This window comes from Mesorhizobium sp. B1-1-8, from assembly GCF_006442795.2.
In the GTDB taxonomy this organism is placed as follows: domain Bacteria; phylum Pseudomonadota; class Alphaproteobacteria; order Rhizobiales; family Rhizobiaceae; genus Mesorhizobium.
Genome location: NZ_CP083956.1, coordinates 2,089,978 through 2,106,098 on the forward strand (window position 1 = coordinate 2,089,978; position 16,121 = coordinate 2,106,098).

The following is a 16,121-nucleotide window of genomic DNA, read 5'->3' on the forward strand; positions in this document are numbered from 1 at the left end:
ACCCATTGACAAGGCCATTCCCGAAAGCGGGGGTGGCGGCAGGAAAGGTCAGGCATATGATCAAGGTTCCGATGACAGGCGAGGGGTTCGCGTCATTGAAGGAAGAATTGCGCTGGCGCCAGCAGGCAGAGCGTCCGCGCATCATCGAGGCGATCTCGGAAGCGCGTTCACATGGCGACCTGTCCGAAAATGCCGAATATCACGCCGCCAAGGAGTCGCAGAGCCACAATGAGGGCCGCATCAACGAACTCGAGGACCTGATCGCGCGGGCCGAGGTCATCGACGTCTCCAAGCTCAGCGGCGACAAGGTCAAGTTCGGCGCCACCGTGGTGCTCGTCGACGAGGACACCGAGGAAAAGAAGACCTATCAGATCGTCGGCGACCAGGAAGCCGACGTGAAATCCGGCCGCATCTCGATCTCCTCGCCGATCGCGCGCGCGCTGATCGGCAAGGAAGTCGGCGACGCCATCGAGGTCAACGCGCCCGGCGGCGCTCGCGGCTATGAGATCGTCCAGGTGCAGTTCATCTGAGGATCTTTTGATAATTCTACTCTGGCGGCCGACTAGCGCGGTTTTCTGCGCTTCCGGTGCTCACGTACTTTAGTACGCTCCGCTCCGGTTCTCGAAAACCACGCTATTCGACTCGCCAGAGCGAATTCTGAAAAGATCCTACGCTGGCGTGTTCGATCTTTGCGCCAGCAGCCTTTCTGCTTCCGCTAGCACATCAGCTGGCGTTACCGGGCTTCCCGGTTTCGCCTGCAACGTCGATGAGAACGGCCCGCGCGGGCCGGTGAGGCTAGGCTCGGTCGCGAGGAAAATGGCGACGGTCGGCAACCCGAAGGCGCTGGCGAGGTGGGTGAGACCAGTGTCGGCGCCGATCACCAGGGTCGAGTGGCCGAGGATCGCGGCGATTTCGGCCAACGGCGACTTCGGAACCAGCACGGTCGATGGAACGGCCTCGGCGATTGCCTCTGCCACCGTCTTTTCCGCCTCGTTCGACCAGGTGGTCACCGGCGTAATTTGCCTGGCTGCCAGGTGCCTGGCGGTCTCGATCCAGTCTTCGGCCGGCCATTTCTTGTCCTCCCGGCTGGTGCCGTGCAGCAGGAAAGCCGTCTTGCCGTCGACGCCGGAACGGCCGCCCACCGGCGTCACGATGCCGGACTCAAGCATCGAGAGATCGGGCTCATAGCCGAGCGCCAGGCCGAACAGCCGCCGCGTGCGCTCGATGGCGTGCAGGTCGCGGGATACCGCGTATTTGCGGTCGTAGAACAGCGTTGCCGAGGGCTCCCGCACGCTTGAACGGTCGAAGCCGGCAATGGGCGCGCCGGCCTGCCTGGCGACGACGGCCGATTTCAGCAGTCCCTGCGCGTCGATGACCAGATCATAATGACCGGCGCGTTGCGCGCTGCGCAGGCCGGTCATCTCGCGCCACGTGCCCCCGGCAAAAGGCTTCTTGCGCCACCGCCGGATCGCAACCTTGTGGATGGTCCGGATGGCCGGATGGAGCGCGACAATGCCGGCGAAAGCCTCTTCCACACACCAGTCGAAGCTCAAGTCGGGGCGGTGTCGAACCGCATCCTCGACAGCGGGAAAGGTATGGATGACATCACCCATCGACGACGTCTTGACGATCAGGATCTTCATGCTGGCGCCGCAACCTGAAGCAGCCGGTCGGCGGCAGCCGCGACGCGCGCGACGTCGAGCGTCTTCAGGCAGTTGAGGTGGCCGAGCGGGCAGACCTTGCGGTGGCAGGGCGAGCAGGAGAGGCCGAGCCAGATCAGCTCCGAACGGTCGGACAGCGGCGGGGTATTCTCGGGCGAGGTCGAGCCGTAGACGGCGACGATCGGGGTGCCGACGGCAGCCGCGACATGCATCAGGCCGCTGTCGTTCGACACGGCGAGCTTCGCCGCGGCGATCAAGTCGATGGCGTCCTCCAGCCGCGTCTTGCCGGCAAGGTCGGCGGCGCCCGGCGCCAGGGCGGCGATCTCGGCGGTCACGCCGGCGTCGTTCCTGGAACCCAGCAGAGCGACCCCGAGACCCTTCGCCATCATCGTGCGGGCGAGCTCCGCATAATGTTCGCTCGGCCAGCGTTTTGCCGGGCCGAACTCGGCGCCGGGCATCAGGACGACGAATTTTCGCGCAGCCAGCCCGTGCCGTGCCAGCAAATCCATCTGGTTGGCCGCATCGACGGTGAGCTTTGGAGCGCGGAAAGTGCCGCCGCGGGCGAGGCCGAAATAGGCCTGCGCCGTGCGCCGCTTGAGCGCGTCGGGCAGGGGAACGACATCGGTCAAAAGCCCGTAGCGCATTTCCCTCAGATTGCCGATGCGGCGCGGGATACGGGCAAAGAACGGGATCAGCGCCGATTTCCAGCTTCCCGGCAGCACATAGGCCATGTCGTAGCGGCCACGCAACAGGCGGCCGAAGCGCCGGCGGCTGCGAAATTCGAGCGCGCCGGGCATCAGCGGAAAGTCGATCTGGTTGCGTATTTCGGGCATGCGCTTGACCAGGGGCGCCGCCCAGGCCGGCGCCAGCACGTCGATCGCGGCGTTCGGGTATTGCTCCTTCAGCGCCGAGAACAGGCATTGCGCCATGACCATGTCGCCCACCCAGCGGGGGCCGATCACGAGGATCGTTGGGCTTTCAGCCATTCGACATAATCTCTGACGCCGGTTTCGACGCTGCGGAATTGGCCATTGTAACCGGCCGCGCGCAAACGGGACATATCCGCCTGCGTAAAACTCTGATAGCTGCCCTTGAGGTGGTCGGGGAACTCGACGAATTCGATCTCACCCTTGCCCAGCGTGTCGATCACCGTCTCGGCAATGGCCCGGAACGGCTGGGCGCGGCCGGTGCCGCAGTTGAAGATGCCGCTCGCGCCGCGCTTCCACAGCCACAGATTGACGTCGGCGACATCGCCGACATGGATGAAGTCGCGGCTTTGCTCGCCCGGGCCGAAACCGCCATAGGCGCCGAACAGTTTCGGGTTCTGGCCCTGCTCGACCTGGTTGAACAGATGAAAGGCGACAGAGGCCATGGCGCCCTTATGCGCCTCGCGCGGACCGTAGACGTTGAAATAGCGCAGGCCCGCGACTTGCGAATGATCGGTGTCGAAGACATTGCGGCGGACATAGTCGTCGAACAGTTTTTTGGAGTAGGCGTAGACGTTGAGCGGCCGCTCGCATTCCGGCTCCTCGCGAAATTCGGAACCGCCGCCATAGACCGACGCCGAGGAGGCATAGAGGAAAGGCACGCGCAGCGCGAGGCAGGCATGCAGCAGGCGCTTCGAATAGGCGTAGTTCACCTCCATCATGAACTTGCCGTTCCATTCGGTGGTGGTCGAGCAGGCGCCCTGGTGGAACACGGCCTCGATGCGGCCAAGGCCGCCGTCTTCGAGGCGCGCCAGGAAATCGTCCTTGTCGAGATAGTCGGCGATTCTGAGGTCGGCCAGGTTGGCGATCTTGTGGCCGTCGGTGAGATCGTCGACGACGACGATGTCGTCGTGCCCCTCGGCATTGAGCGCGGCGACGATGTTGGAGCCGATCATGCCGGCGCCGCCCGTGACAATGATCATGAGTGCCTCTGGTTTTTCTGGTCGATTCCGGCCCTTATAGGGGAGGCACTGCGGGCTGTCGATAAAGCAGGCCCGGGCAATTGCCACAGTCGCGCCGCAAAGCTCCCGCTTCAGTCGGCACGCGCCGTCCGGCGGATCGTGAGGGACCAGCAATGCCTTCGATGGAACTGCTCATCGCGTTTTTCGCCACCACGGCGATCTTCGCCTATATCCCGGGGCCGGCCATGCTCTATGCCGCTGCGCAGACAATGGCGCGCGGGCGATGGTCCGGCCTGACGGCTGCGCTCGGCATCCATCTTGGCGGCTATGTGCATGTCTTTGCCGCCGCCGCCGGTCTGTCGGTGCTGTTCCACGCCGTGCCGACGCTCTACATGGCGGTCAAGCTCGTCGGCGCTTTCTACCTGATCTGGCTGGGCGTTTCCCTGTTCCGCAAGCGCGCCGAGGGCGATGCGGCTCTGCCTGCCATCGAACGGAAGTCGGCCCGCCGCGCCTTTTTTGAAAGCATCTCCGTCGAGGTGCTCAATCCCAAGACGGCCATTTTCTTCATGGCGTTCCTGCCGCAGTTCATCGACGCCTCGGCGGCATTCCCGGTCTGGCTGCAGTTCGTCGTGCTCGGAACGATCGTCAATCTGATGTTCTCGTCGGCCGACATCGCCTGCGTGTTCCTGGCCGGCGCGGTGATTGCCCGGCTGCGACGCTCCGGCCGCGCGCAGCGGCTGATGCAGCGCGCGGGTGGGGCGGTGCTGGTCGGGCTGGGCGTGCACGTCGCCTTGCAGAAAACCTGATCCGTCGCTTTTCGCCGAAACCGGCGCGAAGTTGCGCTGGCTTAAATTGCGGTATATCGGCATCGCCATGAACGACCGGTCCTGCGAACCGAACCGCGAATATCATCAGGGACCGGCCATTGCGCATCGCCAGTGACATGATCAAGCACCATTTGCCTTCTCCCGAACCCTTGCACCGCGCCATCGCCGGCTTCGGCAGCGCCACCGTCCTGGTGGTCGGTGACTTCATCCTCGACCGCTTCGTCAGCGGCGTCATCGAACGCATCTCGCCGGAAGCGCCTATCCCCGTGCTGCATGGAAAGGGCGAGATGCTGGCCATGGGCGGCGCCGGCAACGTCGTTTCCAACATCGTCTCGCTGGGCGCCGCCGCGATCCCGGTTTCGGTGATCGGCGCCGACCAGGCGGGCGGCCATCTGATGCGCATGCTCAGCGAGATCGGCGTCGAGACCGACGGCCTGTTGCGGCAGAACGGCCGCATGACCTCCTCGAAGAGCCGCTTCAGCGCGCTCAACCAGCAGGTGCTGCGTTTCGACGAAGAGGAGATCAAGCCACTCTTTGCCGCCGAGCGGGCGACGCTGATCGAATATTTCCAGGCGGCGCTTATGCGCGCCGATATCGTCATCCTGTCCGATTACGGCAAGGGCATCCTGCTCGCCGGCGTCGCCGCCGAACTGATCGCGATCTGCCGCGATGCCGGGAAGCCGGTGCTGGTCGACCCGAAGGGGCGCGACTATGCGCGCTATGCCGGCGCCACCGCGGTCACGCCCAACCGCAAGGAACTTGGCGAGGCGGTCGGACGCAAAGTGTTCGGCGATGACGAGATCGTCGCGGCCGCACGCGACCTGATCGCGGTGCATGATTTCGAATTCATCGTCGCCACGCGCAGCGAAAAGGGCATGAGCGTGGTGACCGCCGAGGATGCTCGCCATATTTCCACCCAGGCGCGCGAAGTGTTCGACGTATCCGGCGCTGGCGATACCGTCATTGCGACTTTCGCGCTTGCGCTCGCCGCTGGTGCCGACCGTGTGCAGGCCGCTACAATCGCCAATGCCGCCGGCGGCGTCGTGGTCGGAAAACGCGGCACCGCGCGGCTGACGGTCGAGGAGCTCTCCGGCGCGCTGTTCCGCTCGCATGGGCCGGTGGCGCACAAGGACGCCATTCTGGACGCCAACGCCGCGGCGCGGATGGTGGCGGCGTGGAAGGAGGAAGGCTTGAGCGTCGGCTTCACCAATGGCTGCTTCGATATCCTGCATGCCGGCCATGTCAGCCTGCTGCACGCCGCGCGCAGCCAGTGCGACCGGCTGGTGCTGGGCTTGAACAGCGATGCATCGGTGCGCCGGCTGAAAGGGCCTGGACGTCCGGTCAACGACCAGCATGACCGCGCCTGCGTGCTGGCCGCACTTGCCTCGGTCGATGCCGTCGTCGTCTTCGAGGAGGACACGCCACTGGCGCTGATCGAAGCCTTGCTGCCGGATATCCTGGTCAAGGGCGCGGATTATACGATCGAGACCGTGGTCGGCGCCGATGTAGTCCAGAAGGCGGGCGGGCGCGTGGTGTTGGTCGACCTCGTCGCCGGCAAGAGCACGACGAGCACCATCGGCAAGCTGCGCGCCACAAGCTGAGGATTTTGATGTCCGAACTGAACGATTATCTGGTCCGCTCCGCGGCGGTGATCTCGGCGATGGTCGAGCGCGACCTCACGAAAGAGATGGAGCGTGCCGTCACCACCGTCGTCGAGGCGTTGTCGCAAGGCAAGGCGCTGCTGATCTGCGGCAATGGTGGCTCGGCCAGCGATGCCATCCATATCGCCACCGAACTGGTCGGCCGCTTCCTAAGGGAGCGCAAGGCCTACAATGTCATCGCACTATCGGCCAACGCCGGGGTGCTGACCGCCTGGGGCAATGATTACGGCTTCGACACCGTGTTCTCGCGCCAGGTCGAGGCGCATGGCTCGCAAGGCGCAGTGCTGCTCGCCATCTCGACCAGCGGCAACTCGCCGAGCATCCTTGCCGCAGCCGAGCAGGCGCGGGCGATGGGCATGACGGTGATCAGCCTGACCGGCGACACCGGCGGCAAGCTCAAGCCGCTGACCGATATCCTGCTCAACGTGCCGTCGACCTCGACGCCGATCATCCAGCAGGGGCATGTGTGCCTCTACCACCACTTGTGTGAAGCGGTCGAAGCGCGTCTCAGCGATGGCTGACGAAAAGAGCGGCTTTCCGCTCGTCGAGCCCGGCCTCTGGGTCGAGCGCGTCGGCACCAGGGATTTTCCGAGCGGCCGACCGGCGCTGTTCCTCGACCGCGACGGCACCATCAATGTCGATACCGGCTATCCCGACGATCCGGCCGACGTGGTGCTGCGCGACGGTATCGCGCCGGCGATCGAGGCGGCTAACCGGTGTGGCGTCCCGGTGGTCATGGTCAGCAACCAGTCCGGCATCGCGCGCGGCTATTTCGGATGGGATGCGTTCGCGCGGGTCAACCGGCGCGTGCTCGACCTTCTTGGTGAGAGGAACGCCTTCGTCGACATGGTGCTTGCCTGCGCTTACCACGAGGCCGGCTCCGGCCCGCTGGGCGTAGCCGACCATCCCATGCGCAAGCCCAATCCGGGCATGCTGATCGAGGCGCAGAAGCGTCTTGGCCTCGATCTCCAGCGGTCACTGATCGTCGGCGATAAAGCCGCGGACATGGAGGCAGGCCAGCGCGCCGGTCTGGCGCGCGGATGGCTCGTCGACGGTGAAGCCATCAAGGAAGCAGGCTTTGAGGTTCTGTCGCTGCGGGACAACGGCGACCGGGATGGGCTGCTGGGGGCCATGGAGGCGCTCAGGTCGAGACTGAGTTAGCTGACCACTTCCGGACCCGTTCCGCCAACGACCACAATATGCGGCTTTTGCAGAAAAACTGCAGAGATGAGACATCATTCAGGCAAAAAATTTCAGACTTATTCCCTCAATAAAAGCGGGGAAATCCATTGACCATGTTTAAGCAATCTGACCTAGGATACCCTACGATTTTGCCGCCAGAATTCGCGGTCTCGCTTATATTCGTCGTGAACATAATTGCGCTTGGCGCGGCGTTTCTGGCCTCCATGAACATGTCCCGTCTCAAATGGTTGCCGCATGTCATCACAATCGCCTGGCTTGTTTGCTCACCTATTTTGGTAGCTTTTTTAGCTTTGCCGGACATGTCCCCTGGCGAGAGCCCTGGACCTGGCGACGGCTTCGTTCTCTTGCCAGTTATTGGAGAGGTAGCAGCATGTCTATTGGGATATGTCTTAGTCAGCGCTGCGCATGCTTTTCGAAGTTAATCTCGCTTTATCAGGTCCCGAACGCCACCAGCCCCTCGTCCTTGACGCGGCGGATGGTCAGCGCGGTGCGCACCGTGTCGACATTCGGGGCGGAAGCCAGCTGCTCGATGACGAAAGTCTGGAACGTGCCGAGATCGCTTGCCACGCAATGCAGCAGGAAGTCGGATTCGCCCGACACCATCCAGGCGTCGCGCACGATCGACCAGCCGCGCGTGCGCTCGGCGAAGGTCTTGAGCTCGGCGTCGGCCTGGTGGTGAAGGCCGATGAGGCAGAAGGCGACGACGTCCATGCCGAGCGCCGGGGCGTTGAGAAGCGCGCGGTAGCCGCGGATGATGCCGGTCTCCTCGAGCCGCCTGACGCGGCGCAGGCAAGGCGGCGCCGAGATGCCGACCCGGTTCGACAACTCGACATTGGTCATGCGCCCGTCATCCTGCAACTCGCGCAGGATCTTCCAGTCGATGGCATCGAGATCGGCTTTGAGCGGCATGGCAGTCTCTCGGCTCGGCGCAAGAATCTTTCGTGGTTTTGTAATTAAACGACTTTTACGTCCCTGCCAGCCCTCCCATGTGCGATTTTAGGCCTGTTGCAAAAACCGCTGTTCCGCGACTATTCACAGCGTTGAAGCTTTCCGGGGACGAACGCCAACCTGCCTTGCTGGCATCGTAGGCAACACTTACATTACCCGCGACGTCGGACGGGATTTTCAATGCTTCCCGCTGTCCCCTTCGCAGAGGATCTCATGACAACCAAACACGCGCCTGTTCTCATCATCGGCTCCGGGCCGGCCGGCTATACGGCGGCGATCTATGCCGCCCGCGCCATGCTGAAGCCGATGCTGGTCGCCGGGCTGCAGCAGGGTGGCCAGCTGATGATTACCACCGACGTCGAGAATTATCCGGGCTTTGCCGATCCGATCCAGGGCCCGTGGCTGATGGAGCAAATGCTGAAGCAGGCCGAGCATGTCGGCACCGAGGTCATCAACGACATCATCACCGAGGTGGATCTCGAGGTGCGGCCGTTCCGCGCCACCGGCGATTCCGGCACCGTCTACACCGCCGATGCGCTGATCATCGCTACCGGCGCGCAGGCCAAGTGGCTTGGCATTCCGTCGGAGCAGACCTTCATGGGCTTCGGCGTGTCGGCCTGCGCCACCTGCGACGGCTTCTTCTACCGGGGCAAGGACGTCGCGGTGGTAGGCGGCGGCAATTCGGCAGTGGAGGAAGCGCTCTATCTGTCGAACCTCGCCAAGACCGTCACCGTCATTCACCGGCGCAGCGATTTCCGCGCCGAGCGCATCCTGCGCGAACGGCTGTTCAAGAAGGACAATGTCCGCGTCATCTGGGACACGGTCGTCGACGAGATCACCGGGCAGCCGGGAAGGGCGCCGCTGCCGCCTTCGGTCGAGGGGCTGAAGCTGCGCAATGTGGCGACCGGAGAGGCGTCGCGGCTTAAGGTCGACGGCGTCTTCGTCGCGATCGGCCATGCGCCCGCGGTTGAGCTTTTCGCCGGCAAACTGAAGCAGAAGCCGAACGGCTATCTGTGGACGGCGCCGGATTCGACCCGCACCGATGTGCCCGGCGTGTTTGCCGCGGGCGACGTCACCGACGATATCTACCGGCAGGCGGTGACGGCGGCCGGGCTTGGCTGCATGGCCGCGCTCGAGGCGGAAAAATACCTGGCGGGAATAGAAGTTCACCGCGAAGCGGCGGAATAAGCAATCGGCCGAAAGCCGTTTAAAAGCCTGATTTTTCATTCAGACGCCAAACAGGCAACGCGAGGGGAATCATGGCGCTGGACTGGGACAAGCTACGCGTGTTTCACGCTGCGGCGGAGGCTGGGTCGTTCACCCATGCCGCCGAGACGCTGCATCTTTCGCAATCGGCGATCTCGCGGCAGGTCAGCGCGCTGGAGCATGATGTCGGCGTGGCGCTGTTTAATCGCCATGCCCGCGGGCTGGTGCTGACCGAGCAGGGCGAGATGCTGTTCCGCACGGCACATGACGTGCTGATGAAGCTGGAGACCATCAAGACACGGCTGACCGAGACCAAGGATCGGCCCTCCGGCGTGCTGCGGGTGACGACCACGGTGGGCCTCGGCGCCGGCTGGCTGACCGAGCGCGTGCAGGAGTTCATCGAGCTCTATCCCGAGATCAGCCTGCAACTGATCCTCGCCAATGAGGAGCTCGACCTCACCATGCGCCAGGCCGATTGCGCCATTCGGCTGCGCCAGCCGCAGCAGCCCGATCTCATCCAGCGCCGGTTGTTCACCGTGCATTTCCATCTCTACGCGGCACCGTCCTATGTGGCGAAGTTCGGCAAGCCGGCCTCGGTCGCCGAGCTCAGGAACCATCGCATCGTCACCTTCGGCGTGCCGGTGCCCTCGCATTTGTCGGAGCTGAACTGGCTGGAGACGGTCGGCGATTTCGAGGGCGGCCAAAGAGTGCCGACGCTGCAGATCAACGATATTTTGTCGATCAAGCGCGCGGTCCAGGGCGGCGCCGGCATCGCCATGCTGCCCGACTATGTGATCAACAAGGATTCCGGTCTGGTGCAACTTTTGCCGGAGACGGAGGTGCCGTCCTTCGACACCTATTTCGCCTATCCCGACGCGATGAAGAACCAGGCCAAGCTGCACGTCTTCCGCGATTTCATCATCGCCAAGGCGCGCAGCTGGTCTTACTAGGTCATTGCGACAGGCTTAGCCCCGCCAGGGCGTGATGCGCGGCAGCCAGCCGGGGACCGCGCGGCGGTAGGTTTCATATTCGGCACCGTAGCGGCAAGCGAGCGTCGGCTCTTCGTAGACCTTGACGAAGGAGATCATCGCCGCGCCGGCGATCATCCCATAAACAATGACGGCCCAGCTCGAAAACAGCAGCGCCTGGCCGAGAATGATCGACAGCACCGCGACATACATCGGGTTGCGCACATGGCGGTAGATGCCGCCGATCACCAGTTTCTCGGTCGGCGCAACGGGAGCCGGCGTGCCCAGGCCCTCCAGGGCGAAACGGGCGAAGGCATGAAGCAGGATCGCTGCTGCGGCGACCACCAGGATCCAGCCTGCCGGCGCAAAGCCCGGAATGGTCGACAGCGGCATGCGATAATGTTGGGTCAGCAGCCAGGGCACCAGCCCGGCGACGACGCCAGGCGCGGCGACAAGGAACAGGGCGCTGCCGGCGATTGCCGAAAAAGTCCGCATCTGACTCTCCTGCCGCAAAAATATACGCTGGCTGCCCGAATCCGCATCATTTGGTATTTCACGTATTTCCAAGCAGAATCGGCTCCGCTTTGCATTTCAGCAATCGCTTTAGGTCCGAAGAGGCTTCGGAATCGGCAATTTTTCTGGTCCTATCGGTTCTCGGGAGGGGTTGGACCACAGCCTGCCTCTTTTTGCATGCGTGTGTTGCAAAATAGATGCTTGTTTCTTGGGCATGATGAGCACATATATAGTTCATCTCCAGGGCGCGTTCTCCTCCCATTAGCGCCCTCGAGTGTTCCCCTCTGGAGGTTAGCCTTAATCGGCACTTCCAATCAAACTCAGCCGGATCTTTATTGATCCGGCTTTTTTGTTGCGCGCAGGTCACGCAGCGGCTGGAAAAGCGTTCCCGAGGCCCACGTAACAGTGACATGTAACATTGGGTAACATGTCGCAGACGCACTCTATGGATTAAGTAGATCATAGGACGCGGTTGGTCGGTTCGGGAGATGGGGGCATCACTCGAATAGACCGGGCTCAGGCAGCTGCCGCGTCCGAACCATTTTTCCTGCTGCGGCGGACCTGCCGTTTGCCTCCCAGGAAAACGGTCCGCAAGACGGCGTCCGGATGCTCCGGGCGCCGTTTTCATGTCTCCAACAGAAGCCTGTCAGGTAGGCCGACCTGCTAGTGCGGTTCACCGTTTCACGGAAACGGCGAACCGCACAATCTCCTTGTTCTCACGCAATTCCGGACGGAAAACCGCTCACACTTTTCCTGGAATTGCTCTAGGCGGCTTTGCCGTTGGCGTTCATCGCCTCGTCGGCCAGCCGGCCGGTGAGCTCGGCCATGTGGTCGAACGCGGCCCTGTAGCTGGCGACGCCGGCCGTTGCCGAACGCAACTCGATGATCAGGTCGCCGATTTCGGCCTGCGGCATCGTCGCCTCGACCACGTCCCATCCCGGCCAGTCGGGCCGCGCGTCGTAGCCGAGGATCTGGCCGCGCCGCTGCGGGATCAGCGCGATGATCTTCGAGGTCGCATCGGAAGGCGTGACGATCTCGACCTTCATGATCGGCTCCAGCAGGACCGGCGAACAGGCCGCCATGCCTTCCTTCATCGCCAGTTTCGCCGCCATCTGGAAGGCCATGTCGGACGAATCGACGGCATGGTAGGAGCCGTCCGATAAGTTGACCGCGACATCGACGACCGGGAAGCCGAGCGGGCCGGATTTCAGATAGTCGCGAATGCCTGTCTCCACCGACTGGATGTAGGTCTTGGGCACGACGCCGCCGGTGATGGTGTCGGTGAACTGGAAGCCCGAGCCGCGCGGCAGCGGCTTGATCTCGATCACCACGTCGCCGAACTGGCCGTGACCGCCTGACTGCTTCTTGTGGCGGCCGCGCTGCTGCGCGCCTTTGCGGATCGTTTCCCGATAAGGCACCGCCGGGGTGTGACCCTCGATCGGGATCTGGTTCTTGCCCTCCAGGCGCTCTCGCACCACGCGCAGATGCATTTCGCCATGCCCCGACAGCACGGTTTCAGCCGAGTCCTGGTTGTGTCGCAGGCTGAGCGAAGGATCCTCCTCGGCGAGCCTTTGGATCGCCGCCGACATCTTGACCTCGTCCTTGCGCTCCTTGGGACGCAGCGCGAAGGCAAAGACCGGCTGCGGCGCTTCCAGCGTGACCAGCGGCCTGATGCCCCCTTTGGCCGAACTCAGCGTCTGGCCGGTCTTGACGTTGTCGAGCTTGCCGAGCGCAACGGTATCGCCAGCCTTGGCGGAGGCCAGCTTGGACTGGTCCTTGCCGAGCATCCTGTAGATGCCTGAAACCTTCGCCGTGTCGCCATTGGAGAGGAAAAGCTCGGCCGCGTCGGCCAGTTGCCCGGAAAGCACCCGCGAGACCGACAGTTTGCCGCCATGCGCCGTGTGGATGGTCTTCATCACCTGCACGACAGTCTGGTTGCCGTCGGGCGCGCCCAGGTGCTTGCGGGTCGCCTCGACATCCGGCGCATCATGACGGATCGTCTTCAACAGGCGCAGCACGCCATTGCCTTTCTCGGCGGTGCCGATCAGCACCGGCGTCACCGCGCCGATGCGCAGGTCTGCGGCAAGGTCGTCGAAAATCGCGTCCTTTGGCGGCTCGATCTCCTCCAGCAATTGCTCCATCAGCTGGTCGTCGTGGTCGGCCAGCGTCTCCAGCATCGAGAAGCGTGCCTCCAGCTCGCGCGCCTTGTCGTCGCCCGGTATCTCGGCGACCTCGCTCTCGGCATATTCGCGATAGATGTAGGCGCGCTCCAGCGCCAGATCGATCGAGCCGATGACGACGCCATCCTTGCGCAGCGGAATCTGGCGCAACAGCAGCGGCACCGAACTTGCCGGCTGCAGCATCTTCAGCGTGTCGCGCACGCCGGCGATAGCCTTGTCGACCTTGTTCAGGAACAGGATGCGCGGCACGCCGAGATCGTCGAGCTTGCGCATGATGAGCTGCAGCGCCGGGATCTTCTTCTCGTCGGCCTCGGCCACGACCACAGCCATGTCGCAAGCGGCAAGCACCGGCTCGGCCTCGAAGGCGAATTCGATCGAGCCGGGGCAGTCGACGAAGGTGAACGGTTCGCCCATGAATTCCGTGGTGGCGAAGGTCGCCTCGACGCTCATGGCGTGGGCGCGGGCCTCGGGCGAATGATCGGAGACAGTGTTGCCCGATGAAACCGGATTCTGGCGGGGAATGGCGCCCGTTCGGGCGAGGATGGCTTCGAGAAGTGTCGTCTTACCGCTTGCGAAGGGACCGACTATGGCAATGCATTTCGGTCCCGTGCGTCGTCCTCCGGCGCGAGTACCCATGGCTGACCTCCACTCAGGCGTTTCCCTGGGAGCGGCGGCCGGCCTGCTCGGCCGTCGCGGGCGGGGTTTATTTCACCACCTGCCCAAAGGCATCGTCACACGGGTTTGCGGGGAGGGCAAGAAAAATAGGAATTCGCCGGCTTTGGGTTTGTCAGGCAATCAGGGCAAGCGGCTCGTTGCCGGCGGCGCACAGGGCGCTGATCTTGTCGCGCGGTGCTGGCCTGCCGAAGAAATAGCCCTGGAAACGGCTGCAGCCGGCCGTGCGGGCAAGGGCGAATTCCTCCGACGTCTCCACGCCTTCGGCAACGATGGTGATGTCCTGGATGCGCGCGATCTGGGCCAGCGCCGAAACGAAGATCTGCGCCACCTGGTCGTGCGCGAGGCTGCGGATGTAGGACCGGTCGATCTTGACGCAGTCGATGGGCAAGGTCTTCAGGTAGTTGAAGCCGCAATGGCCGGTGCCGAAATCATCGAGCGCGATGTGGAAGCCGAGGCCGCGTAGGGCTTCCAGGCGCCTGAGGATCTCCGGCGTGGCGGCGGTCGCAACCGTCTCGGTGATCTCGATGATGAACTCGGATGCCGACCTGCCGCTCTCTCGCAGTATGCGGTCGCACATGGTCACGATCTCGTCGCGCTTCAGCTGCTCGCCTGACACGTTGACCGAGATTCGCCGTCCTGGAAAGTGGCCAATGTCGGCGCAGGCGCGCTTGAAGACCCACTCGCCGATCATGTCGATGAGGGTCGAGCGCTCGGCGATCGGGATGAATTCGGCCGGCGAGATCAGGCCGCGGACGGGATGGCGCCAGCGGATCAGGCCCTCGAGCGAGTCGATGGAGCCATCGGGCTCGACGATCGGCTGGTAATGGAGCTCCAACTCGCCGAGATAGATGGCGGCGCGCAACTCGCGCTCGACCAGCCGGCGATAGCGCTTGTCCGACAGCATCTCCTCGTCGAACACGGTGATACGGCCCCGGCCACCGGCTTTGCTCTCATAGAGCGCGAGGTCGGCCAGCAGCATCAATTCCGTCGCGTTGGAGGCGTGCAGCGGAGCAAGTGCGACGCCCACCGAGATCGAAAGCGGAATGACCTTGCCCTCGTGCCGTTTTCCGGCCCGCATCGTTTCCAGCAACCGCCGCACATCCCTTTGGATGAAGGCCATGTCGCCATGGGGCAGAAAGACGCCGAACTCGTCGCCGCCGAGCCTTCCAATGACCCCGTCGGTGAAGATGCGCTCGGCTTCCTTGACCAGATGCGCCAGGGCGATATCGCCGAACTGGTGGCCGAAGGTGTCGTTGAGCTGCTTGAAATGGTCGACGTCGATCAGCAGCAGGGCTGCCTCCCGCCGGTTGCGCAAGGTGCCCAGCCTGTCGCGCAGCGCCTCGATGAAATAGCGGCGCGTCATGGCGCCGGTCATCGCGTCGATCGTCAGAAAGCGGTGCTTCTCGGCCTCGGCGGCCTCCGCCGATTGCAGGCGCTGGACGACGCTCGAGCGCATATACATCAGCACCACAAGCGCCAGGCAGGTCGATGCCGCTGACATGGTAAGGGCACTGGCGCGCGAGGCGTTCTCGGTCAGCCCGAAAGCGGCAAGCGCGATGGCGCCAATGCTGACCACAAGCAATGCCTGAATGCCGCGGTAAATCCTGCCGCTATGGTCCTTGATCGTCGCCAAAATGCTCATGTCCGCGCCCCCACAGCACGCGCCATGGCTAGAGCCTAGCCGTTAAGAAACATTAAGCGCGGCGACCGGCGCGCCATATTCCTGCGCGCCCTTTTGGGGGGGCGCAGTTTATGGTTAAAAAGCAACAGCTTGTGACGAGGTTTTGCGGGATTTGATGAAACGTGCCGTTCGTGCCGCAAAGGCGGCCCGACGCCATTCCGGCAGCGGCCTGTTGCACCAGTTCCGATATCGGTTGAAACTGGGATAACGAGGCGCCGCGCTTGCGGCTGCACCATCCGACAAGCCTTGAGGATTTCAACGTGAAGATCATTGTATGCGGCAGCGTGCCGACGATCATCGCGCCGGATAAATATTTCACCGGACGAGTGCTGCAGACGCCGATTATCGAGAAGGAGGCGCCGGCGCGGCTGAGGGCAACGCTGGTCAGCTTCGAACCCGGCGCGCGAACTCATTGGCACACGCATCCGCTCGGCCAGACGCTCTATGTCACGGCCGGCTCCGGCCTGGCGCAGACGTGGGATGGGCCGGTCGAGGTGATCAGGGCTGGCGACGTCATCTCCTTCGCGCCCGGCGAAAAGCACTGGCATGGCGCCGGCGCGAAAACAGCAATGACGCATATCGCCATGCAGGAGGCGCTCGAGGGTGTTCACGCCGAGTGGCTGGAAGAAGTCTCCGCCGAACAGTACGGCAGCTGACCGGCGCCCATCCCGGCCCTGAGCCGGGTTCCCGGATGCCGGTGATGGCTTTGC

15 protein-coding genes are annotated in these 16,121 nt (G+C 63.5%); 8 read left to right on the forward strand and 7 right to left on the reverse strand.

Annotation, left to right across the window (positions count from 1 at the left end):
- Positions 1-56 precede the first annotated feature (56 nt).
- Positions 57-530 carry a transcription elongation factor GreA gene (gene greA / locus FJ974_RS10245; protein WP_140537282.1) on the forward strand — a complete coding sequence of 158 codons (474 nt, stop codon included), beginning with the start codon at positions 57-59 and terminating at the stop codon, positions 528-530.
- Positions 531-668: 138 nt separating this feature from the next.
- Here greA and waaC read toward each other — a convergent pair whose 3' ends face one another.
- The 3 genes from waaC to rfaD are packed head-to-tail and all read right to left on the reverse strand — an operon-like array spanning position 669 to position 3,570.
- On the reverse strand, positions 669-1,643 hold the full coding sequence (gene waaC / locus FJ974_RS10250) for a lipopolysaccharide heptosyltransferase I (RefSeq protein WP_140537283.1): 975 nt from the start codon (positions 1,641-1,643) through the stop codon (positions 669-671).
- Positions 1,640-2,647: a lipopolysaccharide heptosyltransferase II gene (gene waaF / locus FJ974_RS10255; RefSeq protein ID WP_140537285.1), complete on the reverse strand. Its 1,008-nt coding sequence runs from the start codon at positions 2,645-2,647 to the stop codon at positions 1,640-1,642. The genes waaC and waaF overlap by 4 nt, the downstream gene beginning before the upstream one ends.
- Positions 2,620-3,570, reverse strand: coding sequence for an ADP-glyceromanno-heptose 6-epimerase (gene rfaD / locus FJ974_RS10260; protein ID WP_140537286.1), 951 nt, complete (start codon positions 3,568-3,570; stop codon positions 2,620-2,622). Before rfaD ends, waaF begins: the two co-directional genes overlap by 28 nt.
- Positions 3,571-3,722: 152 nt before the next feature.
- On the opposite strand from rfaD, the gene FJ974_RS10265 reads away from it, so the two are divergent.
- From FJ974_RS10265 to FJ974_RS10280, 4 genes are all read left to right on the forward strand, one after another.
- Positions 3,723-4,355: a LysE family translocator gene (locus tag FJ974_RS10265; protein WP_140537288.1), complete on the forward strand. Its 633-nt coding sequence runs from the start codon at positions 3,723-3,725 to the stop codon at positions 4,353-4,355.
- A 137-nt stretch (positions 4,356-4,492) separates the two neighbouring features.
- Positions 4,493-5,977, forward strand: a complete 1,485-nt coding sequence (gene rfaE1 / locus FJ974_RS10270) for a D-glycero-beta-D-manno-heptose-7-phosphate kinase (protein ID WP_140537329.1) — start codon at positions 4,493-4,495, stop codon at positions 5,975-5,977.
- Between the two features lie 8 nt (positions 5,978-5,985).
- Positions 5,986-6,558 carry an SIS domain-containing protein gene (locus FJ974_RS10275; protein WP_140537289.1) on the forward strand — a complete coding sequence of 191 codons (573 nt, stop codon included), beginning with the start codon at positions 5,986-5,988 and terminating at the stop codon, positions 6,556-6,558.
- Complete coding sequence (locus FJ974_RS10280) at positions 6,551-7,198, forward strand: D-glycero-alpha-D-manno-heptose-1,7-bisphosphate 7-phosphatase (RefSeq protein WP_140537291.1); 648 nt, start codon at positions 6,551-6,553, stop codon at positions 7,196-7,198. The genes FJ974_RS10275 and FJ974_RS10280 overlap by 8 nt, the downstream gene beginning before the upstream one ends.
- Positions 7,199-7,672: 474 nt before the next feature.
- On the opposite strand, the gene FJ974_RS10285 is transcribed toward FJ974_RS10280, so the two are convergent.
- Entirely contained in the window at positions 7,673-8,149 is a 477-nt protein-coding gene (locus FJ974_RS10285) for an Lrp/AsnC family transcriptional regulator (RefSeq protein WP_140537292.1), read from the reverse strand.
- A gap of 252 nt (positions 8,150-8,401) precedes the next feature.
- Between FJ974_RS10285 and trxB the strand changes: the two genes are divergently transcribed.
- Entirely contained in the window at positions 8,402-9,376 is a 975-nt protein-coding gene (gene trxB, locus FJ974_RS10290; RefSeq protein ID WP_140537294.1) for a thioredoxin-disulfide reductase, read from the forward strand.
- A 71-nt stretch (positions 9,377-9,447) separates the two neighbouring features.
- The gene (locus FJ974_RS10295) at positions 9,448-10,344 is read left to right on the forward strand and encodes a LysR family transcriptional regulator (protein WP_140537295.1); all 897 of its coding nucleotides are present in this window, start codon (positions 9,448-9,450) and stop codon (positions 10,342-10,344) included.
- A gap of 15 nt (positions 10,345-10,359) precedes the next feature.
- Here the strand turns inward: FJ974_RS10295 and FJ974_RS10300 are convergent, their stop codons facing one another.
- The 3 genes from FJ974_RS10300 to FJ974_RS10310 all read right to left on the reverse strand — a co-directional run bounded on the left by FJ974_RS10300 (position 10,360) and on the right by FJ974_RS10310 (position 15,372).
- Positions 10,360-10,857 carry a methyltransferase family protein gene (locus FJ974_RS10300; protein WP_140537297.1) on the reverse strand — a complete coding sequence of 166 codons (498 nt, stop codon included), beginning with the start codon at positions 10,855-10,857 and terminating at the stop codon, positions 10,360-10,362.
- 782 nt (positions 10,858-11,639) lie between these two features.
- Positions 11,640-13,691: an elongation factor G gene (locus tag FJ974_RS10305; RefSeq protein WP_140537298.1), complete on the reverse strand. Its 2,052-nt coding sequence runs from the start codon at positions 13,689-13,691 to the stop codon at positions 11,640-11,642.
- A 151-nt stretch (positions 13,692-13,842) separates the two neighbouring features.
- Positions 13,843-15,372, reverse strand: coding sequence for a putative bifunctional diguanylate cyclase/phosphodiesterase (locus tag FJ974_RS10310; RefSeq protein ID WP_140537299.1), 1,530 nt, complete (start codon positions 15,370-15,372; stop codon positions 13,843-13,845).
- Positions 15,373-15,671: 299 nt separating this feature from the next.
- Here FJ974_RS10310 and FJ974_RS10315 point away from each other — a divergent pair, with 299 nt between their 5' ends.
- The gene (locus FJ974_RS10315; protein WP_140537301.1) at positions 15,672-16,067 is read left to right on the forward strand and encodes a cupin domain-containing protein; all 396 of its coding nucleotides are present in this window, start codon (positions 15,672-15,674) and stop codon (positions 16,065-16,067) included.
- Positions 16,068-16,121 lie beyond the last annotated feature (54 nt).